This is a genomic window from Pantoea rwandensis, from assembly GCF_000759475.1.
Lineage (GTDB): Bacteria > Pseudomonadota > Gammaproteobacteria > Enterobacterales > Enterobacteriaceae > Pantoea > Pantoea rwandensis_B.
In genome coordinates this window covers 1532369-1556487 of the sequence record NZ_CP009454.1, presented here as the reverse complement: position 1 = coordinate 1556487, position 24119 = coordinate 1532369, and the positions used below count along the sequence as shown (strand labels likewise).

22 protein-coding genes and 5 tRNA genes are annotated in these 24119 nt (G+C 44.2%); 5 read left to right on the top strand and 22 right to left on the bottom strand.

The genetic code is table 11. The features are described 5' to 3' along the window. Window positions 1-14: 14 nt before the first annotated feature. The 13 genes from LH22_RS07085 to tam form a co-directional block, all read right to left on the bottom strand. Entirely contained in the window at window positions 15-443 is a 429-nt protein-coding gene (locus LH22_RS07085) for a YqaA family protein (RefSeq protein WP_038645234.1), read from the bottom strand. Next, complete coding sequence (gene yqaB, locus LH22_RS07080; RefSeq protein ID WP_038645232.1) at window positions 440-1006, bottom strand: fructose-1-phosphate/6-phosphogluconate phosphatase; 567 nt, start codon at window positions 1004-1006, stop codon at window positions 440-442. The genes LH22_RS07085 and yqaB overlap by 4 nt, the downstream gene beginning before the upstream one ends. 233 nt (window positions 1007-1239) lie before the next feature. Next, window positions 1240-1316: transfer RNA gene (locus LH22_RS07075), tRNA-Arg, on the bottom strand. Window positions 1317-1376: 60 nt separating this feature from the next. Beyond that, a tRNA-Arg gene (locus tag LH22_RS07070) sits at window positions 1377-1453 on the bottom strand. A gap of 58 nt (window positions 1454-1511) precedes the next feature. Continuing rightward, a tRNA-Arg gene (locus tag LH22_RS07065) sits at window positions 1512-1588 on the bottom strand. Window positions 1589-1673: 85 nt separating this feature from the next. Then, window positions 1674-1750, bottom strand: a tRNA-Arg gene (locus LH22_RS07060). 8 nt (window positions 1751-1758) lie between these two features. Next, window positions 1759-1851: transfer RNA gene (locus tag LH22_RS07055), tRNA-Ser, on the bottom strand. Window positions 1852-2154: 303 nt separating this feature from the next. Next, window positions 2155-2340 (bottom strand): carbon storage regulator CsrA, encoded by a 186-nt coding sequence (gene csrA, locus LH22_RS07050; protein ID WP_004155916.1) that lies wholly within the window; start codon window positions 2338-2340, stop codon window positions 2155-2157. A gap of 250 nt (window positions 2341-2590) precedes the next feature. Further along, window positions 2591-5218 carry an alanine--tRNA ligase gene (gene alaS / locus LH22_RS07045; RefSeq protein WP_038645228.1) on the bottom strand — a complete coding sequence of 876 codons (2628 nt, stop codon included), beginning with the start codon at window positions 5216-5218 and terminating at the stop codon, window positions 2591-2593. 134 nt (window positions 5219-5352) lie between these two features. Then, a complete protein-coding gene (locus LH22_RS07040; protein ID WP_197079611.1) occupies window positions 5353-5868 on the bottom strand; it encodes a regulatory protein RecX in 516 nt (171 codons plus the stop codon). A gap of 110 nt (window positions 5869-5978) precedes the next feature. Beyond that, a complete protein-coding gene (recA, locus tag LH22_RS07035) occupies window positions 5979-7049 on the bottom strand; it encodes a recombinase RecA (protein WP_034822205.1) in 1071 nt (356 codons plus the stop codon). A 94-nt stretch (window positions 7050-7143) separates the two neighbouring features. Continuing rightward, window positions 7144-7638 (bottom strand): nicotinamide-nucleotide amidase, encoded by a 495-nt coding sequence (gene pncC, locus LH22_RS07030; RefSeq protein WP_038645223.1) that lies wholly within the window; start codon window positions 7636-7638, stop codon window positions 7144-7146. 101 nt (window positions 7639-7739) lie between these two features. Beyond that, window positions 7740-8516: a trans-aconitate 2-methyltransferase gene (gene tam / locus LH22_RS07025; protein WP_038645221.1), complete on the bottom strand. Its 777-nt coding sequence runs from the start codon at window positions 8514-8516 to the stop codon at window positions 7740-7742. A gap of 167 nt (window positions 8517-8683) precedes the next feature. Here tam and LH22_RS07020 point away from each other — a divergent pair, with 167 nt between their 5' ends. Beyond that, complete coding sequence (locus tag LH22_RS07020; protein ID WP_038645219.1) at window positions 8684-9571, top strand: dihydrodipicolinate synthase family protein; 888 nt, start codon at window positions 8684-8686, stop codon at window positions 9569-9571. Window positions 9572-9606: 35 nt separating this feature from the next. Here LH22_RS07020 and LH22_RS07015 read toward each other — a convergent pair whose 3' ends face one another. Further along, a complete protein-coding gene (locus LH22_RS07015) occupies window positions 9607-9942 on the bottom strand; it encodes a zinc ribbon domain-containing protein YjdM (protein WP_038645217.1) in 336 nt (111 codons plus the stop codon). 86 nt (window positions 9943-10028) lie between these two features. After that, window positions 10029-11111, bottom strand: a complete 1083-nt coding sequence (gene mltB, locus LH22_RS07010) for a lytic murein transglycosylase B (protein ID WP_038645215.1) — start codon at window positions 11109-11111, stop codon at window positions 10029-10031. 725 nt (window positions 11112-11836) lie between these two features. On the opposite strand from mltB, the gene LH22_RS07005 reads away from it, so the two are divergent. Genes LH22_RS07005 through LH22_RS06995 form a run of 3 tightly spaced genes read left to right on the top strand, consistent with a single transcriptional unit; the run spans window position 11837 to window position 15123 of the window. Beyond that, entirely contained in the window at window positions 11837-13369 is a 1533-nt protein-coding gene (locus LH22_RS07005) for a recombinase family protein (RefSeq protein WP_038645213.1), read from the top strand. After that, complete coding sequence (locus tag LH22_RS07000) at window positions 13370-14242, top strand: ParB/RepB/Spo0J family partition protein (protein WP_038645211.1); 873 nt, start codon at window positions 13370-13372, stop codon at window positions 14240-14242. It begins immediately after the preceding gene. Between the two features lie 8 nt (window positions 14243-14250). Continuing rightward, a complete protein-coding gene (locus LH22_RS06995) occupies window positions 14251-15123 on the top strand; it encodes a plasmid partitioning protein RepB C-terminal domain-containing protein (protein ID WP_038645209.1) in 873 nt (290 codons plus the stop codon). 321 nt (window positions 15124-15444) lie between these two features. On the opposite strand, the gene LH22_RS06990 is transcribed toward LH22_RS06995, so the two are convergent. From LH22_RS06990 to LH22_RS06965, 7 genes are all read right to left on the bottom strand, one after another. Then, window positions 15445-17634 carry an AAA family ATPase gene (locus LH22_RS06990; RefSeq protein WP_038645207.1) on the bottom strand — a complete coding sequence of 730 codons (2190 nt, stop codon included), beginning with the start codon at window positions 17632-17634 and terminating at the stop codon, window positions 15445-15447. Between the two features lie 76 nt (window positions 17635-17710). Continuing rightward, complete coding sequence (locus LH22_RS06985) at window positions 17711-17992, bottom strand: hypothetical protein (protein WP_038645205.1); 282 nt, start codon at window positions 17990-17992, stop codon at window positions 17711-17713. Window positions 17993-18049: 57 nt separating this feature from the next. Further along, the gene (hxsA, locus tag LH22_RS20125; protein ID WP_071845598.1) at window positions 18050-18688 is read right to left on the bottom strand and encodes a His-Xaa-Ser repeat protein HxsA; all 639 of its coding nucleotides are present in this window, start codon (window positions 18686-18688) and stop codon (window positions 18050-18052) included. After that, the gene (gene hxsC / locus LH22_RS06980) at window positions 18685-19797 is read right to left on the bottom strand and encodes a His-Xaa-Ser system radical SAM maturase HxsC (protein ID WP_038645203.1); all 1113 of its coding nucleotides are present in this window, start codon (window positions 19795-19797) and stop codon (window positions 18685-18687) included. Before hxsC ends, hxsA begins: the two co-directional genes overlap by 4 nt. Beyond that, on the bottom strand, window positions 19790-21184 hold the full coding sequence (gene hxsB / locus LH22_RS06975; RefSeq protein ID WP_038645201.1) for a His-Xaa-Ser system radical SAM maturase HxsB: 1395 nt from the start codon (window positions 21182-21184) through the stop codon (window positions 19790-19792). Before hxsB ends, hxsC begins: the two co-directional genes overlap by 8 nt. Further along, window positions 21181-21453 (bottom strand): His-Xaa-Ser system protein HxsD, encoded by a 273-nt coding sequence (gene hxsD, locus LH22_RS06970; protein WP_038645199.1) that lies wholly within the window; start codon window positions 21451-21453, stop codon window positions 21181-21183. Before hxsD ends, hxsB begins: the two co-directional genes overlap by 4 nt. Before the next feature lie 1303 nt (window positions 21454-22756). After that, window positions 22757-23500, bottom strand: a complete 744-nt coding sequence (locus LH22_RS06965; protein WP_038645197.1) for a phosphoribosyltransferase — start codon at window positions 23498-23500, stop codon at window positions 22757-22759. Window positions 23501-23726: 226 nt separating this feature from the next. Between LH22_RS06965 and LH22_RS06960 the strand changes: the two genes are divergently transcribed. Next, a complete protein-coding gene (locus LH22_RS06960; RefSeq protein ID WP_038645195.1) occupies window positions 23727-24119 on the top strand; it encodes a hypothetical protein in 393 nt (130 codons plus the stop codon).

Sequence of the window (24119 nt, the reverse complement as noted above, 5' to 3'; positions counted from 1 at the left end):
CGAATCTGTGCGAATCAATGCCACCATTGCATTGTTTGTAATGTGGCGGTCGCGATAACGATATAACGCAGCGTTTTACCGATGGCGAGGAACAGCACCGTGGGCAGCCAGGCAAAGCGCAACCAGCCTGCAAGCACGCAAAGCAGGTCGCCCACTACCGGCAGCCAGCTTAAAAGCAGCGCTGCAGGACCCAATCGATGTAACCACGTCATTGCTGTGTCATGCCATCGCCCCTGCCCTTTTGGCGGCATGAGGCGACCAAGAATAATGTTGGTCAGGCCACCCAGCGTGTTTCCCACTGATGCGGCCAATAACAATCCATAGATCGAACCCTTTTGGGCGATCAGTAAAGCAATCAGCACAGCCTCTGAACTTCCTGGAAGGAGAGTGGCACTCAGAAAGCTACTACCGAATAACGATCCATAGGTCAGAATTTCATTCACAGTAAACGGACATCAACCACATCCATGCCCGCGGCTCGCGCCGCCTGAACACCAAAGTCAGCATCTTCAAATACCACACAGCGTTCAGGTGCCACGCCTATTAACTCGGCGCAGCGTAAAAAAGTATCAGGTTGGGGTTTATAGCGCTGCACATCATCCGCGCCGACAACGGCATCAAACAGATGATAGACACCCAAGGCTTCAAGCAGAGCCTTTGCCAGGCTATGTTCACTGCCGGTACCCACCGCCATGGGACGACGACCGTGATACGCTTTCACCACGTCCATTAACGGTAAAGGGCGTACATCATCCAGCAACATCGCCTTGAGCGCTTCGGTTTTCTCCGCGGCCAGCAAATGAGGATCATGCTCAGCATTGTTCTGCTCAAGAATGTACTGCGCCAGCTGCCAGGTGGGTGCGCCATTAAAACTCACCATTTTTTTCTCATCCATGGTGAAACCGTAACGGCTCAGCACCTGCTGCCAGGCTTTTCGATGTGTCGGCTCAGTATCCAGGATGGTGCCGTCCATATCGAAAATCAGGGCGTCATATTGGTCGTACATTGTCACTCCATCGAGCACCACAAAATGAGCCATTACTTTAGCGTAATGCGCTTAGGTTGTCGCCAGGTGTGCTTAACAGCAAATGCTTTGAAAGCATTAGCTATTTTTGTTTTCGGAAAAAGGTCAGGTAGCCATACCGGGGATAAATGGCGGTTATATAAGTGGTTTTTGTGTGATGAAGAAAAATGGGAAGTAAATTCAGAAAGCGGACGTTGATTGTTTCGAACAGGAGATGGTGCATCCAGGAGGATTCGAACCTCCGACCGCTCGGTTCGTAGCCGAGTACTCTATCCAGCTGAGCTATGGATGCATTGGGGTATAACTGATGTTACGGATGAAACAGTTTGAAAATAGCATGAAGAAAACAGAATGGTGCATCCAGGAGGATTCGAACCTCCGACCGCTCGGTTCGTAGCCGAGTACTCTATCCAGCTGAGCTATGGATGCATTGAGAGATTTTCTTACGATGGACTTACTGCAATCAACCTGGGAATGATACGAAGAATGGTGCATCCAGGAGGATTCGAACCTCCGACCGCTCGGTTCGTAGCCGAGTACTCTATCCAGCTGAGCTATGGATGCATCGAGTTAATTCTTGTACAACGCAGGGTGCTGACAACTCACCATGAAAGGAACTGCTCGTTCACTCTTACTTCAGTTTTCCGAATGGTGCATCCAGGAGGATTCGAACCTCCGACCGCTCGGTTCGTAGCCGAGTACTCTATCCAGCTGAGCTATGGATGCATCGGAAATGGCGGTGAGGCGGGGATTCGAACCCCGGATGCAGCTTTTGACCGCATACTCCCTTAGCAGGGGAGCGCCTTCAGCCTCTCGGCCACCTCACCTTACGCGTTCTTCCGAACTGTGCTTCTGAACTTGTTTCTGCTCATCGGCACTGCGTGGCGCACATATTACTTTCCCGCACTTATAAGTCAAACAATTTTTCCCGACTTTTTCTGGATATCGTTCTGTTTGCACAAATGACGCGCAATTAGGATGTTTTGCCGACAAAAAGAGTGATTAATCAACAGCGAAAGCACGTTGCAGTTAACAAAATGGGAAGAAAGAAAATGAGGTTAAGGGCGGAAAAAATGAAGATGGGGGGATAAAAGCGGTAGCGCCTCGCAGGATGCGAGGCGCTGAATCCGTTAGTAACTCGTTTGCTGAGTTTTTTCGGCCTGGATACGCTGATAGATTTCTTCGCGATGCACCGAAACTTCTTTAGGCGCATTGACGCCAATACGGACCTGGTTACCTTTAACACCCAGCACCGTTACAGTCACCTCATCGCCAATCATGAGGGTTTCACCAACTCGACGAGTTAGAATAAGCATTCTTTGCTCCTTGAAAGATTAAAAGAGTCGGGCCTGTTCGGTCTCCCGGCCATATCCATCATATAACGCTGAACAATGTCTATGACAAATACACCATTGTGCATCGCCACGCCAATACATTCTGCTGATAGTTAGTTTAGCCGAAATACACTACATCAACCGGACTTTGTCATTATCGGGTGCACACCGCGTTAAAAAGCGCCAGAACACGGGGGTTCTGGCGCTACTCACGATGCTGAATTTTAATTCGTTACAGTCGGTTACTCACCCACTCCAACACGCCAGCCAGTGCGCCAGCCAGTGCCTCAGGGTTTGTACCACCCGCCTGAGCCATATCAGGACGACCGCCGCCTTTACCGCCAACCTGAGCGGCCAGTTCGCCGACCAGCTCACCCGCTTTGACGCGGTCAGTCAGGTCTTTAGTCACCCCAGCAATCAGGGAAACCTTACCTTCAGCAACAGTTGCCAGCACAATGATGGCCGAGCCGAGCTGATTCTTCAGGTCATCCATCATGGTGCGCAGCATCTTCGGCTCAACGTTGTTAAGCTCGCTGACCAGCAGTTTGGTACCCTTCAGGTCCACTGCTTTACTGCTCAGCGAGGCACTCTCTTGAGCCGCTTGCTGATCGCGCAGTTGCTGCAGTTCTTTTTCCAGCGCGCGAACGTGATCAACCAGACCGCGTACTTTCTCATTCAGATTACTGCTGTTGGCTTTAACCACCTGCGCAATTTCAGTTATCTGATCGCTCTGCGCATGCAGCTGAGCCATTGCGCCTTCACCCGTCAACGCTTCAATACGACGCACACCTGCCGCCGTGCCGGATTCAGACTGAATGCGGAACAGGCCAATGTCGCCGGTGCGCGCTGCGTGCGTACCGCCGCACAGCTCAACGGAGTATTCACCCATGCTGACCACACGCACACGCTGTTCATACTTCTCACCGAACAACGCCGTTGCGCCGCGCGCTTTGGCTTCATCCAGATCCATCACTTCAGTCTGGATGAGTAAATTGCGACGAATCTGGGTATTAACGATATCTTCAACAGTGCGAATCTGCTCTGGCTTCATCGCTTCGGTATGAGAGAAGTCGAAGCGCAGGTATTTATCGTTGTTGAGTGAGCCTTTCTGACCTACATGATCGCCCAATACTTCACGTAACGCTTCATGCATCAGATGTGTTGCGGAGTGGTTGAGAATAATACGCGCACGGCGCTCTTCATCCACTTGTGCATTGAGGCGGTCACCCACACGCAGCTCACCGCGGTTGAGCTTACCGATATGACCAAAGGCTTTGCCATACTTCTGTGTATCCTGGACGCCGAATTCAGCATTCTGCCCAGTCATCACGCCGGTATCGCCCACCTGGCCACCTGACTCGCCATAGAATGGTGTTTGATCCAGAATCACTACCGCTTCCTGGCCAGCCGCGATCTGCTCAACTTGCTGACCGCCAACGAACAGCGCCTGCACGGTGCCTTCAGCCTGCAGCTGGTCATAACCTTTGAAGTCAGTGGCAGCATCAAAGCGAATCACGCTATTGTAGTCCGCGCCAAAACCACTGGCCTCACGCGCACGCTGGCGCTGCTGTTCCATGGCTGTTTCGAAGCCCGCTTCATCAATCTTCAGATTGCGCTCGCGGCAGACGTCAGCCGTCAAATCGGCCGGGAAACCGAAGGTGTCATACAGACGGAAGACCGTCCCGCCATCCAGCGTATCACCTTGCAGATTGGCCAACTCTTCATCCAGCAATGCCAGGCCGCGTTCCAGCGTTTTGGCAAATTGCTCTTCTTCATTTTTCAGCGTGTTTTCAACATGCTTCTGCTGGCGTTTCAGATCTTCACCGGCATCACCCATGACGTCGATCAATGGCGCAACCAGTTTGTAGAAGAAGGCTTCTTTAGCTCCCAACATATTGCCATGACGCACTGCACGACGAATGATACGGCGCAGCACGTAGCCACGGTTTTCATTCGACGGGATGACGCCATCAGCGATCAGGAATGCACAGGAACGGATGTGGTCAGCGATCACGCGCAACGATTTATTGTTGAGATCGGTTGCACCTGTGACCTGAGCAACAGCCTTGATCAGTTTGGCAAACAGATCGATTTCATAGTTGGAGTTAACATGCTGCAGTACCGCGGCGATACGCTCCAGACCCATACCGGTGTCAACAGACGGCTTCGGTAGAGGTTCCATGGTGCCGTCAGCCTGACGGTTGAACTGCATGAAAACGATGTTCCAGATCTCAATATAGCGATCGCCATCTTCTTCCGGGCTACCCGGCGGGCCACCCCAGATATGGTCGCCGTGATCGTAGAAAATTTCGGTGCACGGACCACAAGGGCCGGTATCACCCATCTGCCAGAAGTTGTCAGACGCGTAAGCGCTGCCTTTGTTATCGCCGATGCGAATAATACGTTCTCGCGGCACGCCGACATCGTTAGCCCAGATTTCGAAGGCTTCATCATCGGTTTCATAAACGGTGACCCACAGACGCTCTTTCGGCAGCTTGAACCACTGCTCACCCGTCAGCAGTTCCCAGGCATAAGCAATCGCTTCTTTCTTGAAGTAGTCGCCAAAGCTGAAGTTACCCAGCATTTCAAAGAAGGTGTGGTGACGAGCGGTGTAACCCACGTTCTCAAGATCGTTGTGCTTACCACCGGCGCGCACACAACGTTGAGACGTAGTTGCGCGTGCATAATCGCGTTTATCCTGACCGAGGAAAACGTCTTTAAACTGCACCATTCCCGCATTGGTAAACAGCAACGTTGGGTCGTTGTTCGGTACGAGGGAGCTGCTGGCTACAACCTGATGTCCCTTGCTATGAAAAAAGTCGAGAAACGCTTGACGGATCTCAGCAGTGCTCTTGCTCATATAATTCCTGGAATCACGCTAACGAACGTTCCCTTTCGCGGGCAAACCACATCTGCAGGTTTACCGCTGATTGAGGAACAAAAAGTGGGAATAAGATAAATTTTCTTCAGTGGGAAGTAAAATCCCATCGCCTTTCAGTCGTCAATATTTCTGAAAACTGCCTGAATATCTTCCATCATAAAGCCTTTAGCCATTAAAAAGCGCTGTACCTTGCTTTTCTCAGCCCAGGTTTGCGGCAGAGGATCACCAAACTTACGCTTAGCCAAATCGGCCGCGCATTGGCTCCAGTCCACTTCAGTATCCATCATCGCCTGATTGATCTCATCGCGGCTGATGCCCTTCTGCTGTAATTCCATGCGCACGCGCTGTGAGCCGTAACCTTTACGTGCGCGACTTTGGATAAAGCGTTCGGTGAAGCGCTGATCGTTGAGCCAGCCACTCTCCTGGCACCAGTCGAGCACCTTTTCCAGCAGCTCATCCGGTATCGGCACATTTTCTTCTTGCTTCAGATAAGCTGCACGCTGAGAAGAGAGTTGCAGCTTGCGCTTCAATTCGTCACGACTGTGGTCTCGCTGCGATAAGACACGCATGGCACGATCCAGCAAACGGGAAAATGTCGGCACCGAAGCCGTTGAAGGTGATGATGACATGAATTTGACCTTGTTCTGACTGTTGCGCAGGGTAAAGCAAGAAAACGATCAGGGGAAGTGTTGACGGGGAAAAGCAAACGGGAGCATCGCTGCTCCCGTGGGGGTAAATCTTAGAAATCTTCGTTGGTTTCGCTAGCTTCTTCGTAGTCATCAGCAGAAATTTCTGCTGCACCCGCTCCAGCCGTTGCACCCGTCAGCAGCAGATCGCGTAACTTCTTATCGATCTCGTTAGCAATCGCTGGGTTCTCTTTCAGGAAGTTGGTCGAGTTCGCTTTACCTTGACCAATCTTTTCGCCGTTGTAGCTGTACCACGCACCGGCTTTCTCAACCAGTTTGTGTTTCACGCCGAGATCCACCAGCTCGCCAAAGGTGTTGATGCCTTCACCGTACATAATCTGGAATTCAGCCTGCTTAAATGGCGCAGCGATTTTGTTCTTCACCACTTTTACGCGGGTTTCGCTACCGACCACTTCATCGCCCTCTTTAATCGCACCGATACGGCGGATATCAAGACGAACAGAAGCATAGAATTTCAGTGCGTTACCACCGGTGGTGGTTTCTGGGTTACCGAACATCACACCAATTTTCATACGAATCTGGTTGATGAAGATCAGCAGCGTGTTGGACTGCTTCAGGTTACCCGCTAACTTACGCATCGCCTGGCTCATCATACGTGCGGCCAGACCCATGTGCGAATCACCGATTTCACCTTCGATTTCTGCTTTCGGCGTCAGTGCCGCAACGGAGTCAACGATGATCACATCAACGGCACCGGAGCGTGCTAACGCATCACAAATCTCCAGCGCTTGCTCACCGGTGTCCGGCTGCGAACACAGCAGATTGTCGATATCAACGCCGAGTTTTTTGGCATACACCGGATCAAGCGCATGTTCAGCATCAATAAAGGCACAGGTTTTACCTTTACGCTGTGCAGCGGCAATCACCTGCAGCGTCAACGTGGTTTTACCGGAAGATTCTGGTCCGTAGATCTCAACGATACGCCCCATCGGCAAGCCACCAGCCCCCAACGCGATATCCAGTGACAGTGAACCGGTTGAGATGGTTTCTACGTCCATTGAGCGGTCTTCACCCAGGCGCATGATCGAGCCTTTGCCAAATTGTTTCTCAATCTGGCCCAGCGCGGCAGCTAAAGCTTTCTGTTTGTTCTCGTCAATCGCCATTTCCACTCCTAATCATGCTGGGTAAGCCGACATCATTGTGTGCCTGCTCGTTCTGTTGCCGGTAATTATACTGTATGACCATACAGTATCAAGTTTAATTTGTCAGAAATTCATCAAGCAGTGTTTGCAGCGCCCAGCTGACGGATTGCCGACGCACCGCGTCACGGTCTCCGGCAAAGATCTGCCGCTGCGCCAGAACACGATCGCCAGGTCCGGCAATGGCAAACCACACGGTACCCACTGGCTTTTCTGCTGAACCGCCATCTGGCCCCGCAATCCCGCTCACAGCAATGCCAAACTCAGCGGCGGCGGCATTGCAGGCACCTTGAGCCATCTCACGCACAGTTTGCTCACTGACCGCGCCATACAGCGCCAAAGTCGCTGCCTGCACGCCCACCATCTGCTGTTTGGCTTCGTTGCTGTAGGTCACGAAACCCCGCTCAAACCAGGCAGAGCTGCCACTGACATCGGTAAACACTTTGGCAATCCAGCCACCGGTGCAGGATTCCGCAGCGGTCACCGTTGCCTTGCGTTTCTTCAGCTGTTCACCAATACGCTGGCTGAGCTGCTGCAACTGTTGGTCGTTCATCGCCTTCTCCTGTTTTGGCGCTGCGCGTTAGACATAAATGGAGCAACAGAGCGCCCTTTTCAACCTCTGTCACACCATTTTGCGTGCGCGCTTCCACGATACTAATGCGTTCTCACTGCCACCATAAATAAACGCGGGAAAGCCAGCAAAACCTGACCATTGCTGCGTGGGGGATAAGCCGGCATTAATGCCTGATGATAGTCATGCAGAAAATCGGCCTGTTGCTGTTCAGTCAATCCGGCGAGGAAGGGACGCAAGCCCGTGGCACGGAGCCAGGTAATGATGGCCTGCGCATCGGCCATCGGGTGATAGTACGTGGTACGCCAGATATCCACCTGACAGCCTGCATCACTCAGCAAATCATAATATTGTTCCGTGCTTAGCAGGCGTTTGCGATCGGCGGCCTGTGGCGAGATATGTGCCTGCCAGCGTTCACTGGCCGCCACTTTACGCATCAAGCTGTGAGAGGCTTCATCAAGATTGTCCGGCATCTGTATCGCCAGAGCGCCACCGATATCCAGCTGTTCAACCAAATGCGGCAGCAGCGTGTGATGATCGGTTAGCCACTGCAGCGAAGCATTCGCATAGATGACCTGCTGTGGCTGGTTAGCCTGCCAGGTACGAATATCCGCCTGCAGAAAAGTGCAGGCAGGTAACCGCTCATGCGCTTGTTCCAGCATGGCTGCAGAGCTATCGATGCCTGTAATCACCGCGTCTGGCCACGCTTGCGCCAGCAGCTCAGTACTGTTGCCGGGACCGCATCCGAGGTCAGTTGCGAAATGCACGTCGGTTAGTGGAATACGTTCTAATAGTTCACGCGCAGGGCGCGTGCGTTCCGATTCAAATTGACGATACAGCTGTGGATTCCAGTCTTGCATGGCAACGCTCCTGTCTGGCTGAAGAGCATCACACTACCTGTTTTCTCAATCGCTAAGCGAAGAGAAAAGTGCGATGTCTCACCTTTTTACCCTTTGTCACTGGTTAATGTCAGTCACGAGCACTAAGTTAAAACAACGTTTCATTTTTAATGATTAAGGATCGCGTTATGGCTGCACAACCTGAATTAACCGGCGTCTGGTGTCCTTCAGTTACCCCTTTCGATCAACATAATAAGCTCGATATTGATGCGCTGGGCCGCCACTTTGCGCGCCTGAACGCCTCGGGGATTGATACGCTGTTGTTGATGGGCAGTATCGGGGAGTTTGCTTCGCTGACCCAACAGGAACGGCTGATGCTGATTCGCGAAGCTCGTCAGCTTTCGCCACTGACCATGGTCGCGAATATCTCAAGTACCTGTGTTCCCGACATGTTGCAGCTCGCTGAAGCCGCCTGGGAAAATGGTTATGACGCCGTGATGGTTTTGCCGCCTTACTACTATGGGCAAACGCAGAAACAGCTGTTGAGCTACTTTAAAGCACTGGATAAACAGTTAGGTGGGAAGTGGTTTGCCTACAACTTTCCGGCGCGCACCGGCTGCGATTTAACGCCGGCATTGGTGGCAGAATTAGCCGCTGAACTGCCGCAATTTATCGGCATTAAGGACACCATGGATTGTCTTTCACACAATCGAGCCCTGATTGAAGAAACCAAAAAGGTTCGCCCTGATTTCACCGTGCTTTCAGGGTATGACGAATATCTTCTGCCCAATTTGCTGGCAGGCGGTGCCGGGGTGATTTCCGGATTAAACAACATCGTACCGGAGTTGTTTGCCGAGGCGATGCACGCATGGCGAGCGGGAGAGTTAACGCAGTTGGCACAGATTCAACAGCGTATTGGTAAGCTAATGGCGATTTACACCATCGGCGATGACTTTGTCACGACTATCAAAACCGCAGTGGCGCGCAAATATGATTCTATGAGCAGCCATTCGCGTAATTATGGCGGCGAACTCACGGTTGAGCAGTGCGCAGAGCTGGATCGTTTGCTGATGTGATCACAATAAGGGACGGCCGGACAGCCGTCCTGTACTCAGTTCTTTTTCACAAACTCAGATTTGAGTTTCATCGGGCCAAAACCATCGATTTTGCAATCAATGTTGTGGTCGCCTTCAACCAGACGAATGCTTTTCACTTTGGTGCCAATCTTCAGGGTTGAAGAACTGCCTTTCACCTTGAGATCCTTGACCACGGTAACGCTGTCACCATCGGCCAGCAGATTGCCATTGGCATCCCGCACCACCAAACCCTCCGATGCTGCATCAGCACTCGGTGACCAGATATGGCCACAAGATGGGCAGTTCAGGTTCTCACCATCCTGCCAGGTATAATCAGCCTGACACACAGGGCAAGCAGGTAATGTTGTCATGAGCACTCCTCAGAAGTCGAAAGGCGGTGAAGATGGCACCGCAAAAGGGGCGCCATCTTATACCCTCACTCTTTATAAGGACAGCATTAAAGCATGTTGCCCTGACGCGCTTTCGCCACTGCCTGACCCAACTGCCATACCGCCATGGCATAGTGTGTGCTGTGGTTATAACGCGTGATGACATAGAAGTTAGGCAGGCCATACCAATATTGATAACTGGTGCCAAGATCAAGGCGCAGCAGACTCGCCTGGTCATTACCGTCCAGCGATCCTTGTGGCGTCAGGCCGCTCGCCATCAGCGTATTCACCGGATAAAGCGTTTTAAAGCCATTTTCCAGCGCAGGAGCCTGCCCGCTTGCCGGTACGGCAACATTCTGCCCTGCCCGCCAGCCGTGCTCTTTAAAGTAATTTGCTACGCTGCCAATCGCATCCACAGGATCCCACAAGTTAATGTGGCCATCACCATTGAAGTCGACCGCATACTCTTTATAGGAAGACGGCATAAACTGGCCGTACCCCATTGCACCCGCAAAGGAACCGCGCAGATCCAGCGGATCATCCTGTTCAGTGCGCGCCATCAGCAGGAAGGTTTCCAGTTCGCTGCTGAAGTAGGCCGCGCGACGAGGATAGCTAAAGGATAAGGTGGCCAGCGCATCCAGCAGACGCGTTTTGCCCATCACCCGACCCCAACGTGTTTCCACGCCAATGATTCCGACGATGATCTCCGGCGGCACGCCATAAACCTGCTGAGCGCGTTGCAGAGCGTCCTGATATTGATCCCAGAATGCCACGCCATTTTGTACATTATCTGGCGTGATGAATTTATTGCGATAGCGGATCCAGGCACCGTTCGGCCCCGTCGGCGGCGTGTAGCTTGGCGCTTGTTGGTCCATCAGACGCAGCACGTAATCGAGACGCTTCGCCTGGCCGATCACCGCATGCAGTTGATCACGGTTAAAACCGTGTTTTGCCACCATTTGATCAATAAACTGCTCAGCCGCCGGATTCCCCGCGAAATCACCAAACATCGGCTGAACGGCGTGTGAAGGCTCCAGTAAGAAACCACCTTTTGGTGCAGGCACAACGGCGGTTTGCTGCTGGGTTGCAGGCTTACTGCTGCAGGCAGCAAGCAAGGCGATAAGTGGAAGAAAAGCAACCTTAAAACGCATTAGATATCCATAAGCCAGATGAAACCGGAAGCCAACATGGTAATCGTTCATCAAAGCGGGATACAGAGCAATATCTTAAATTTACGCCGCTTTTCCCTGGTTTCAGTGGGTTGCAGCGAAAATTTGCGGGACAGCTCCACACTTTACCTTTATCCCCCGATTTTACTTTTTACTGCTTATCGCAATTTGTTAAGGTCGGCAGCCAGAATCCATTGCGGGCGGATGATGCGCGCAGGGCAAAATGCTAATATCTGCGCCTTGGTTATCCGTCTGTGAGATAACGCACCATACTGGCCTGCTCATATCGGGCAGCCATGATTGAACGAGTGAATTTTGAGCGAAAACGAGATGAAAGGAGCAGCGCAAATGGACTTTACTGGCCACACGCCCATGATGCAGCAGTACCTATAAATATAAATTAACAGGCTGTTTTATATGAAAATAAAATAAAAATATTTTTTATAGGCTACATATAAAATACTTTATTAAGAAAAATTTCTAAGACATAACTTAAAAGTTCAGGGTAACTCCCATCACAAAGAGACAATCTAACTTTCCTCTATCTTCAACTCCCTCAAACCTCTCATCGTTTGTTCTTTCAGAGGAAATGCTGGTTGCAACTCTCCAAATCAGCCTTGCAGAAACAAAAAAAAGGTTGCAAGCGATTGAAAATTGATCAATTTTTAACCAATTCTTTTCTTAAGTAGTTTCATCAAGGCACTAAAATGATTGATAAAACAACTAAGATACATAAGGTTAGGGTTGCCCAGTATCTACGAATGTCTACTAATCTTCAGGAGTTTTCGTTAGATAACCAAGCTCAATTCATTAAAAAATATGCTGATGAGCATAATATGGAAATCTTACATACTTATGATGATGCAGGTAAAAGCGGCGTATCCACAAGTGGAAGGCATGATTTTAACAAACTCGTTAACGATGTTCTTACGAAAGAAATAAATATCGATGCCGTCCTTGTATACGATGTCAGTCGCTTCGGTCGTTTCAAGGATCCTCAAGAAGGCATTTATTATAAATATCTATTAAAAATGAACAATGTGGATGTTATTTATTGTGCCGAAAATCTACCAGAAAACAGTGAAACTGAAACATTCATACTTTCTTCACTTATGTATGCAGCGGGTGCATTTAGTAAAAATCTTTCAATAAAAGTTTTTGCAGGACATGTGAATCTTGTTAAGAGAGGCTATTACCAAGGTGGCACACCGGGATATGGGCTAAAAAGAAGGTTACTTGATAATAATAACAAACCGAAGATGCTACTCGCTCATGGTGAAAGAAAGAGCCTTCAAACAGACAGAATAGTCCTCGTTCCTGGAACCAAGAAAGAAATCGAGCTAATAAAAAAGATCTTTAATATGTTCATTTTTGATGGATTAAATGAGTATCTTATAGCCTCAAGACTCAATCAGGAGGGGTATAGATTCAGCGACAAAACAGAATGGACACGAGGCAGAATTCACTCAGTTCTTATCAATAGCAGATATACTGGCAGATACTTATACAACCGGACCTCACAAAAATTAAAGACAAAAAGGATTAAAAACCCTGAAGAAGATTGGGTTGAATATAAATCTTTTTTTAAGCCTATTATTTCAGAAGAAAAATTCAGATTAGCCAAAGAAATTATCGATAACCGTTCTATAAAAATGAGCGATGAGAAGATCCTGGATTGTTTGAGGAAAATTCTTTCCAAGCATGGAAAAATATCAGGATTTATTATAGATGAAGAGAATAGTAGTCCATCAAGCAGTGTAATTGCAAACCGCTTTGGAGGTCTTCTCAATGCCTATAAATTAATCGACTATACTCCTGAGCGAGATTATCGATACTTAGAAATAAACTCTTTCCTAAGAAAAAAGCACAGTGATATTGTAAACAAAATAAAAAATGAAATTACAAGCAGTGAAGTAAAGATACTTGAAAATAAACTAATTTCAGTTAATAAAGCCTTAAGCTTCTCTATTGTGCTTTCACGATGTAAAAAAACAGGTTTAAACAAACATAGATGGGTAGTGCGATTGGACAGGAGTTTAAATCCAGAAATTAGCATCATTGCAAGAATGAATAGTCTCAATACTGAGCCTGTTGATTATTACATCTTACCGTCAATAGAATTTCTGGAACATGAGTTGAAAATTAAAGACAACAATACCCTATTATTCGAAATGTATCGTTTCGATGATATCAAGCCATTCTTTAATATGCTATCAACTGATGATAAGGATGTAATATAAATGCAAGATCAAAATGTTCACATGGTCAAAATATCTTCTATTAAGGTAGTAATTCCTCGGTCAAGGAACAAATTTCGACATGCAGAAATAACAGAAAGCATAGATTCAAGTGGGCTTAGGAAACCAATAACCATTAGAAGAATTGTTGATAAAAAATACGATTTCGCACTTATTTGCGGTCAAGGCAGACTTGAATCATTGACAGCCCTGGGAGAGGAATTAGTTCCCGCATTTATATTGGATATAGACGAAAACCAAGCTTACATAATGAGTTTAGTCGAAAATATGGCCCGAGTAATCCCAAGAGCGGGAGAACAATTCCAACGAATAAAAGAAATGACTGAGCAAGGATTAACTAATAAAGAGATATCGAACTCTACCGGGCTATCTTTGCACTGGATTACAAGTTTAACCATGCTTATTAACAAAGGTGAGAACAAACTTTTATCAGCGGTTGAATCAGGATGCATACCTATATCTTTTGCTGTAGAGATTGCAAGAGTGGACTTCGAGGGTGGTCAGGAACTATTGATAAAAGCTTTTGATGAAGGTCTGATAAAGCATAAAGATGTTGGTAAAATTCGAGAAATTCTCGACTCGCGGGATGAAGGACTAAAGGGTTTTATAAATAATAATTTTGGGGTCGCCAAGAAGAAGAGAAAAATGACCACTGATGAGTTGCAACAACTTTATCAGGACAACATTTCCCAACATAAAAAAATCAAGTATAAAGCTGAATATGTAGAGATAAAGCTACTCGTTGCAAGTCAAATATTCAAAGAACTTACCAGCAATGAGAATTTTTCTAAAATAGTAAGTGAAGAGAGTTTACAAGATGTTGTGAAAGTCATAGTTAAAAACGCTGCTAATTGAGGTGTGAAATGATCAAATATTGCTTCAATGACAAATCAGTAAGCTTCAAAATCGCTGATCTGACTTACACAAAAAAGCTTCCTACAAATTTTCAAATCAGTAAAAAATACGCACAAATAAAAAGTACTATTTTAGCCATTGGGTTAATAGAACCAATACTTGTTTTCATTGATCAAAAGGATAACTCTGTGAAAGTTCTAGATGGTCATCTTCGGATTGAGGCTCTTAAAGACTTAGGAGAAGATAATGTAAATTGTCTTATTTCGACGACATACGACACCTACACACCTAATAAAAAAGTTAACCGGATAACAATTATTCAAACACAAAGAATGCTAAAAGAAGCTGTAAGAGTAGGAGTTCCTGCTGAAATGCTTTGCACCGCATTGAATATAAGTGTTGAGGCTCTAAAATCTAATCTATCTGTTTTAAAAGGTATATGCCCGGAAGTGATTGAGTTGTTTAATGATAGAGATATTCCTATAAATACCTTTAGGACTTTAAAGAAAATGGTTCCATTGAGACAAATAGAATGTGCGAACTTGATGGTTAAATTTGAAAATTTTTCAACACTTTTTTCAGATTCTCTATATCATAGCTCTTCCCCGGAGTGTTTAATCCAGCAACCTAAAAATAAATCAGACTCCAGACTTGCAAATAGAAAAGCGATAGAAAGACTTGAAAAAGAAATGGCTCAAGTCCATTTTGATACTCAAAAAATTAAAGAAACCTACGGATCCAATAGCTTAAAACTGACAATTATCATTTCTCATATCAAGAAACTGCTGGAAAATCCAAAAGTGTTTCATTGGCTTTTAAGGAATAAGAACGATTACCTGAATGAACTAACAAAGATCTCAGACATAGATAAACTTACTTAGTGAATCTTTGTGAATTTTACTTTAATCAGTTTTAGAATAAAAAATGCTTGCATTAATATCTCGTTTAACTAAAATATTAATTTACCACTGAGGCACTCTTTCCTGCCAAATCCCATAGTATGCTTGCTTTGCACATGGGGTGTGAAGGCTATCAGTTGCAAACTGAGAAAAGATGGAGTTAATGCCATGACTTTTGAAAAAGTTGTGCTGGTTCGCCAGTATGATCGTTTCCGAAACGGGCAGTGGGAAACGGTGTGCCAGCACACTCGCTCCCTGCCACGTCGTTGATTCGATTCAGAGATGCCTCAGTGGTAACCCTTCTTATTCTGTCATTTCCTTATCAATTTCACATCCAAACATTCGATTATAATGTGGAAGATCATCCGTTTTATCAAAGACATCTTTGAAGATTTCAAAATATTTTTCAGTTGCCCCCCTACCTAAATTATTTATATTCGAAGAATCTGAGTGTGACCCTCTATGCATATAGCGACAGAAGGACTTATAGGTAATATCACTTTCCGACTCTGCAAGTTTTTCTAATACTACTTTAAGGCTTTCCAACTTACATGAAAATGAAAAATAATATTCAAGAATATTTCGCATTACATTTGGAAGAACAACCGGATTCACAATACCATCTTTCACATTTTTTAATACCATCCAATAGGATTCATACTCATTTTTGATATCACCTTTAGACATGGAAATAACATCGCTAAATTCATTCTTTACTACTCTCAATAAATTATATTGCTTATCGAAGGTTTTTATTTTAGGAGGTGCTAGTTTTAAAAGCTCTTGGAAAAAGAACAAGTTATGGGTAAGTATCAGAACTTTAGCTTCTGGTGCCATACCTTCAATGATTCGATAATGTATCAATGAAGATATTTCATAAATATAGTCATGAGATAGACTTGATATAGGATCATCAATTACAATTAACTTATCTTTAACCTCTCCTTCTTCGAGTTGACCTTCGCAACACTCCAAAAAATACAAGAAGGTGATTATCGTTTTTTCACCTTCACTTAATGATTTGTAAACTTCAACATTATCGTTCCCTCTGTGTATTTGAAAAAAATTTCTTTCATGTGCTTTTTTTATCTCTAAACTATTTAGCCCAAGATTTCTGAGAGATGCATTTATTTTATCTATAGTTTCGTCCATGTTAGAAACTTGTTTTCTGAGCTGTGAAAGATTATTTTTTTCCTGCTGTATTTCATCTTCAAGAATCTCCTTCCTTTTTATTATTGTATTCCTTTCCTTTTTCAACTCATCCATATTACTGTTATTATTATCAATCACATCACCGCATAAATTTCTCAATACCATCCAAAGCTTATTAGTAACATTGGAAATGCTCGCTTCATAAATATTCAACCTGTCATTAATTTCTTTTATTTCACCATTCAAACTTTTAATTTTTGTTTTCAATTCATCGTGATTTATTGATAAATCAGTGACTGATATTACAGCCGAAGGTTTTTCAATCTTTTCTTTGATAGCGTTTTTATTTAGTTCAAGTGCTTGCCCGATCTGTGTGTTGAGACTCCAGATACTATCGTCATCAGAAATGTAACCCGAGCCATTTAGAGAATGCTCTAATTCTCTTGTAAATTCGTCACAAGCTTTGGAGTAATCATTATGAAAAGATCTAAGATCTTCTAATCTTAGTTCATATGTTTCGTCAAAGACATCTTTTATGGCTTTTAAAAAATCATTATTGATTGTATCTCCTTGGCAGAATGGACACTTCGTGTCATTAACATATCCTAATCCCAACTTGACCCAATCTGCATTCCCTAACTCATTAATAACATTTGAAAGGTAACTATTAGACGATGGGATTAATGGTGTTAGAAGCAATTCTTCCTGTAGTTTATTCAAGATAGGCATTGATGGGAGGTTGATTGAATTGAAAGAAGAACTTTTATTATTTTTTAATTTTTTATATTCATTTAAAACATCATCTGAACTAGCTTCATCTTTTCTAACTTGTGTGCATATTTTATTATATAGGCTATCTTTTCTTAAACTCCCAGTCATTAACTCAGTAAGCTCGGTTGCTCTGATATGTGCTGTTTTTTTCCATACAGCATCTTTACAGCTATTCTCAAGCTTTGTAAGCATTTCATCTTTTTCTTTTATCCCATTTTCAAGCCGTGTCAGACTAACTTTTAAACTAGCCATTTTTTTATCTGACTGTTTAATATCCTCCATAACTTCTTTATTTGTTTGACTCAATGTAAAAACACCAGGTTGTTCAGACTTATGATAAAACGAGTCTTCTACAAACTGATTGTTATATACGACATACTGATAATCATCTTTTTGACTAAAAGAACACTCCCTGTATGATGAATTGGATGGGCTATAAAAATATCCTGATATGGTAGATTTACCGCTTCCATTTTGACCATATATAAGATTTATTTTTTTGCTCAAATCTATATTAATGCTTCGCTCTTTAGAATAGCTTTTTACATTTTTAATCACTAACTGTGCCATTGATATATTCCTTTTATTCTACAAGACACAAAAAACATTTAAAATGGCTCATAAATGAGCCATTTGTATATGATCGTCAATATTTACTCCAGTTATCCTCCAGCCACGAAGTGACATTCTTGTGGCTTCTGATATCACCAGGCAAGTATTCTTTTATCATCTTCTCAGCCTTGAGTGCTGATTCCTTACTTTTAAAAGAATGCTTTTCTGCAAACCTATTTAAGAACGGAAGAACTTCATATCCTTCGTTCCTGTTGAGCAATGTGCTATCAGGCTTACCTGTTCTTTTAGGATCGTCATCACCTATAGCAGTCCAACTATACGTATATTTTAAATCTGATTTATTTATTAAAGCCATAACAACCTCCAAAATATAATTGAGGATCTTCTCGATTCCAACACTAATTGCTTCCTTTTAACGAGCTAAAATACTTAATGAGTTTAACAACTGTGTATCCAAGGTTTCCCTTACCGGTGTAGGTAGTCCATTTGCAACTCTATAATTCCTGATGGCAGTTCGTGTTGCAGGTCCCATGCTCCCGTCAATATTACCGCTGTAAAAACCTTTATCGAGTAAGGCGAACTGCACCCTCATGATCAACCGCTTACGTTTTTCTGTATCAGAAGTCAGCCTACTACTTGCTCGATTAGCACCTGTGGTTCCTGCTGAGTTTGTTGTGGTTGTGCTATCTGTGTCATTAGAGCGAAGTGAACGGACAGAGGAGGAGGAAGACGACGACGAACGAGTTCCTGAACTGGATGATTCTGAGGTGCTTGGTGTGCTGTATGTCTTGGGATAATAAGGTGTGCTTCCACCATAGTAACCTCCACCTGATGAAGAACGGTGTGAGCTGTGGCTACGGTGAGAACTGTGACTTCTGTGTCCGGCAATGTAGAACGGCACTTCGGTATTGAGAGGGGCTATCACCAAATCATGCTCATTCAGGGTCATACCAGGTAAGTCACTGGCACCAGTAGATGAATCACTTGCCCAGACTGAATTGTTAAGTGCCAAAAATCCCGGAAGTAGAGCAGCGAAATTAAACTTTTTCATATTATTGGTCTCGGAGGTTGATGAAAACGGCCTTTTGATGAACTGAAATAACCAGCACAGGAAGACTTCTGAGTGCATTCATCACATTCTTTGGGATAGTAATTTTTCCAGTCAGAGATCGACTGAGTTGCAAAATCCCATGCCCTTTCAGGAAGGTGGCATAGAGGATAATTGAAGATGGTAAGAGGGATACCTGACCTGTGTGCAGTGTCTACAGCCGAAAGGATTTGTTCGCTATAGTTGTCGTGCTCAATGAAGATCGATGACCAGTTCTTACGGGCCCATCCAATCGATTCCAGCCCCATAAGGGAGATCTGGTTAATGTTAGAGAACACACGGCCAGCAAACTCTACGATATCATCAAGCTCTGTATAGTTAGCTTGAGTAGGGATGACTCGCAATTCGATGTTGATACCTGAGTTACCGGCATTGATCAGTCCTCTAACCGTCTCATCAAATGCTCCTTCGCTTCCTACCAGATAGTCATGAACTGTTGCTCTTGAAGAATAAAGAGGAATGCCAAAAGTGATTTTGATCTTTTCGCTTCGTTCTTTTATCTGCTGGGTAAAGCTGACATCCGCAAACTTCCGTCCATTGGTTAAAACATGCAGTGCTGTTTCAGGTGAATTTTCGATGATGAAGTCCAGAAAATGCAGGAAGTCTCCGCCATAGAGCAAAGGCTCTCCCCCGCTCACTCCTACTACTCCATGCAGTGAGAAAGAAGCGATAGCGAGAGCTGACTGGTTTAGAAGCCAGTCATCATTTCCTGCTTTAGGAGGCTGAGAACAAAACAGGCAACTGTTATTACACCTTTCGGTGACCATAACAGTGTTGTGGTTTGCTCTACGGGACAGTATCACCCGGAGCATGTTGCCGTTGTTGACGATCCCAATGTCACCATCTTCTATGGAATCGAAAAGTTCGTGGCTCACAATCGAATTTGAAAAATATGCAGGCAGTCTGGAATCGAGTTGTGTTGTAGTGACAAGCAAATTTGGCAAATAGAATTGAGGATTTTCAGGCTTGGTTTTGCATAGGCGATAGAAGCCTTGCTGAACTGGCAAGTCCGATGAAAACCGGAAAATATCGTTTCTCAGCACCTCAGACATAAGCCCACCTTTTGAGCATCTCAGCCATTGGTCCATCCTGAGAGATTTCATTCAGCAGGAAGCGGAACATCCCTTTGTGATACTGGCAGAAGGTTGAACGACTCTTGTCACCAACAGGCTCGCCATGAACACTGATGTTCTGACAAGGATCTGCTCCACAGAAAGGCTGATATGCGCAGGTGTTACAACCTGGCATGGCAAAGTTGAATGATGATGAGAGGGCGGAACGGTAGTATTTGTTGCTACTGAATGAGAGTGAAGCAAACTCTCCTGCACTGAAATCTGCTTCGGGATTTACTTTTTGGAGCATACGGCTTTCGTCGCTGCCGTAGACCTTGCCGTCATAGTTAAACAGGATGCAGTTCAGCACGACTCCGCTTGGTGATTTCAGATCTGCATAACCACTGAAGCCCGGATTGAAAATTCGCTTTAGATGGATTGAAGCCGAATGCTCAACGACAGGTATGCCTTTCTGATTCTGAAGCAACACTTCCTTCATCAGCTCTTTATAAAAATCGAAATATTCCGACATTGAAAAAGTGAAGCTCTGCTTCTGAGCAAACCCATAGGGACTCACAGGCCGGATAAACATGTCAGTGAGGCCAAGGGCCAGATGAGCATCCACTATGGAAGCTGGATCTTTTGTCAGCTCCTTAGTTACTGTAGTTACCGTAGCTACACGGTTTGCTCCCAGCTCTTCTGTGATTTTTCTAATGCCTGTGACGGCTTTGTTGTGAGCCTGAGAGTCGGTAAGGATACGGTTTTTATTGTGGATGGCTTCATTACCATCAAGAGAGACGGAGAAGGTGATATTTCGCTTTTTAACCCATGAGAGGATGCTCTCATCCAATATTGAGAGACTGGTAGCAATAACCATTTCGAAAGCATCACTACCTAATGAACTCTCGCATTCCTCATAAATTGCCTGAACGAGATCGAACCTGAGAAGCGGTTCTCCTCCCTGCACTTCAATCTTGTAAGGTGGAGTGCCCAGCTTTTTGATGGTGCTGACGATTTGCGGTATTAGTTCAGGGTTCAGGTCATAGCCGTCAGCGGTAACCGATGCTCTACTGACCTGACAATACTTGCATGTGTGATCGCACCTGAGAGTCGGCACAATCATGAAGATTGGTCTGACGGCCAGTTCGTTCATCAGTCGCTTGGCAAAGGCCGAACTCAGTGAGGCTTTTGAGACTGCCTGATTCGCATCGTCTGCAATGAACAATCTGCTTTCAAGTAGCCGGGAGGTTGTTTGTTCTAGAGGGAATTTGTTATCGGCAAGAAGATGTAGCTCTTCGTCATTGACGAAGCTGTGAAAGCCAGCAAGGTTGCTGATGAAGACTTTGCCATTGCTCAGGCGATCAAAGTTGAATGGCATCGTAGTCATTCGGCAAGTCTCGAATCGATGCTCCTCAGAACATTGTCGATGATAGAAGACCTGACCTGGCCGGTATGTGCCTGAACCTTCTCCCTGAGCTTGTAATCATTCAGCAGTCGTTCGAACTCGAACTCAACCTCGTCATTCCATAGTTCGAATGAAACGAGCCAGTTCTGATCGTTTTCATCAAGCTTCCAGCGGGTAACAGCACTCATCCAATAGAGGCTGTTTCGAAGCACCCATTCTGAATACATTGTTTTTGATATGTTTTTTTTCATAACATTACCATCCAGAAAGTATCAAAGCAGAAATTAAAAAATTAAAATTACCTTTCAAAGAAGGCGATGAATCGCGAAAAAATATAAAAAAAACGGAAACTCTATATAACTTAATGTTTTTCAACAACTTTACTTTTGTGGGTTACAGAATATTCTTATTCCTCAATGATAATCATCGCGGATCAGAATGTAAATTTGTTTTGAAAAGTTTTATGACACATGCGAATATGATTACATGAATTTATGATTTGATTAAATTTTGGGCTATAAGCCCCATATTCTAAGTCATTGATTTAAATATACTGATGGAGGATCAACCTAATGTCTGAGATACCAGCGGAAGATGTATGTTCCACATGTCAGCAGCCACTACATGAATCCGTGATCATCGAGAAAGATGGCGAGGTGTTCAAAAGTTGCCCTTCATGCTCCAGCAATGAAGGCACACATGTTTTCTACAAATATGATGATTTTGGTATGAGAAATATGGGTGATGGTAGATTCATCGTCCAGTCATGGTGTCAAGGGTGTAGATTAAATGATGGGATAAAACCTAAATTAGCTTTCAATTGTTAGTCGTTATTTAATATAGATTCTTCCATGAGCACTATAGATAAATTCAAAATAATTGAAGACATTCGCGTCGTTTTAAAATCAAGCCCCATAAAACACTTTTTATCGTAGATACAAAAATAGGTAATTTTTGGTATCCCTTAAAGCATTCAAATCTTCTAGCTAGCTTCCTGTTCTATATGTATTTTTTTTCATTTTAATTTATGACATGCCCCCGGAAATGCTCTTTAACAAAGAAACCACTCCGATGAGTGAGGTTCATCACTGAATGATTATGTGAGTTCGAAAGACTTTTAGAATATATTAAGAAAAATTTTAACCTTCCTCAAAAACAGAAATGTATGATAGTTAATTATTTGACTTTAAAAGATTGATATTGAAATAAGTATTTCCTGATTCTTTTTATTACGGATATTTCACAACAAGATTTATGCTGAAGATAAGACCTAATAGGAAGATATTAATAATACGACTTTGAAAGAAAGAAGAGATATTATGCAGCGGGAGGGGGTGTATTTATTTCCAAAGAAAAAGAGGAGGCCAAGCCTCCTCAAAAATTTCTTCTATCCAGTCGCTTCCTGGATTATTTTACCGTATTCCCACCTTATGTGACGGCCCGGAATGGCGCCTGCGCGAACCCGCAACTCAAAGGTTGCCTCATCTTTATAGACCATAGGGCCGATATATGGTCTTGTAGCTTTCAATATAGTACTTTACTTCGAGTAAAATGTCAATAGTTATACAAGTCACTAAGAAAAGTTATTGCTATAATCTTCTTTGGCAAACTTGATATTAATTTATGGGCATTTAATAATGTTGTTCCAGATGATAAAACATCATCAATAAAGAGTATATCTTTATCATCAAAGACATATCTGCCTACACTCTTTTTATTTATTTTAAGAGGCTGAAAGTAATGTCTTATGGATGTATTAATCTCCTTTAAATCAAAGATCTTTGTTCCATCCATTTTATGCAAGGTATAAAGCACACCAGTGACATCTTCTTCATCTTTCTTGGTTACAACATTAAAATTAAAACTCATTAAAACTTCATCGATAGTGCATTTTTCAAAATAATCATAAACAACTTCCTTTTTCAAAACGAACCCTACAAACCTAGCGAAAATTCCCGCTACATTCGATGATGAGGGCATTACTAAAATAATATCACAAGCGAAATTTTTATGACTAGAAATTTTCGCAAGGATCTTCTTTGAATTAGCCTTAAACTTGATGATTTCTTTAAAAGAAATGGTGAATCCCTTCATTTTTTTTAAAGCATAGATTAATGGATTACCATCACCTTTATGTTTTGTTCTCATCCGAGCAAAAATGGAATAAACAAAAACACCATCCCCATAGCCTTTCATATATATTTTTTTAAACTTCGGATTGGATACTATTGATGTTGAAACTGCTCCTTCATGAGCAGGGTTAAATGTAACAACACCTTTTACAACATCAATCCCCATATCCAACCTCTAATTTTTCTTATAACTTACAATTAAATTATTCTTTTAGCAAGGGCTAACTGAGCGATGCTCAGTTGCCTTGCTTTTTCTGCCCTTCGGTTGAAAAAGAAAGAACAAAGCCACCCCACAATCAAATGCCAACCCATTGACACTATTGATCTTTATGGTATTTTTTACATATAGCATACGGACTTGCTATTAAACCTAAATATCAAAAGGAGTTGATATGGAAAAAATAAATATTATTTTCGATGATGAGTTTCCTTCTTCGTTTACCAATAATCCTGTCGCAAAGAAATTACCTCCCAACCGTCTTCGCAGATACTCAGTAACTGTCAGATTAAATGAAGTTGAGCTGAGTAAAGTAAACCAGTCCAGAGGACAGCTAAGCAGGAGCTGTTGGCTGAGATCTTCAGCTCTAAAGCAGTTGCCTCCCTTAGTTCCAGAGGTGAACAAAGAAGCCTGGCATCAACTGACGGCTTCCCTGCAAAAGTTGAATGACCTCACTTCATTTCTTATTCGTCGCGGATCGAATGCTCAGCCTTTGAGTAATGAGGTCGATACTCTCAGGCTGAAGCTATCTCATGTGAGAGATGCCCTGCTCTCACTCGATAAGTGA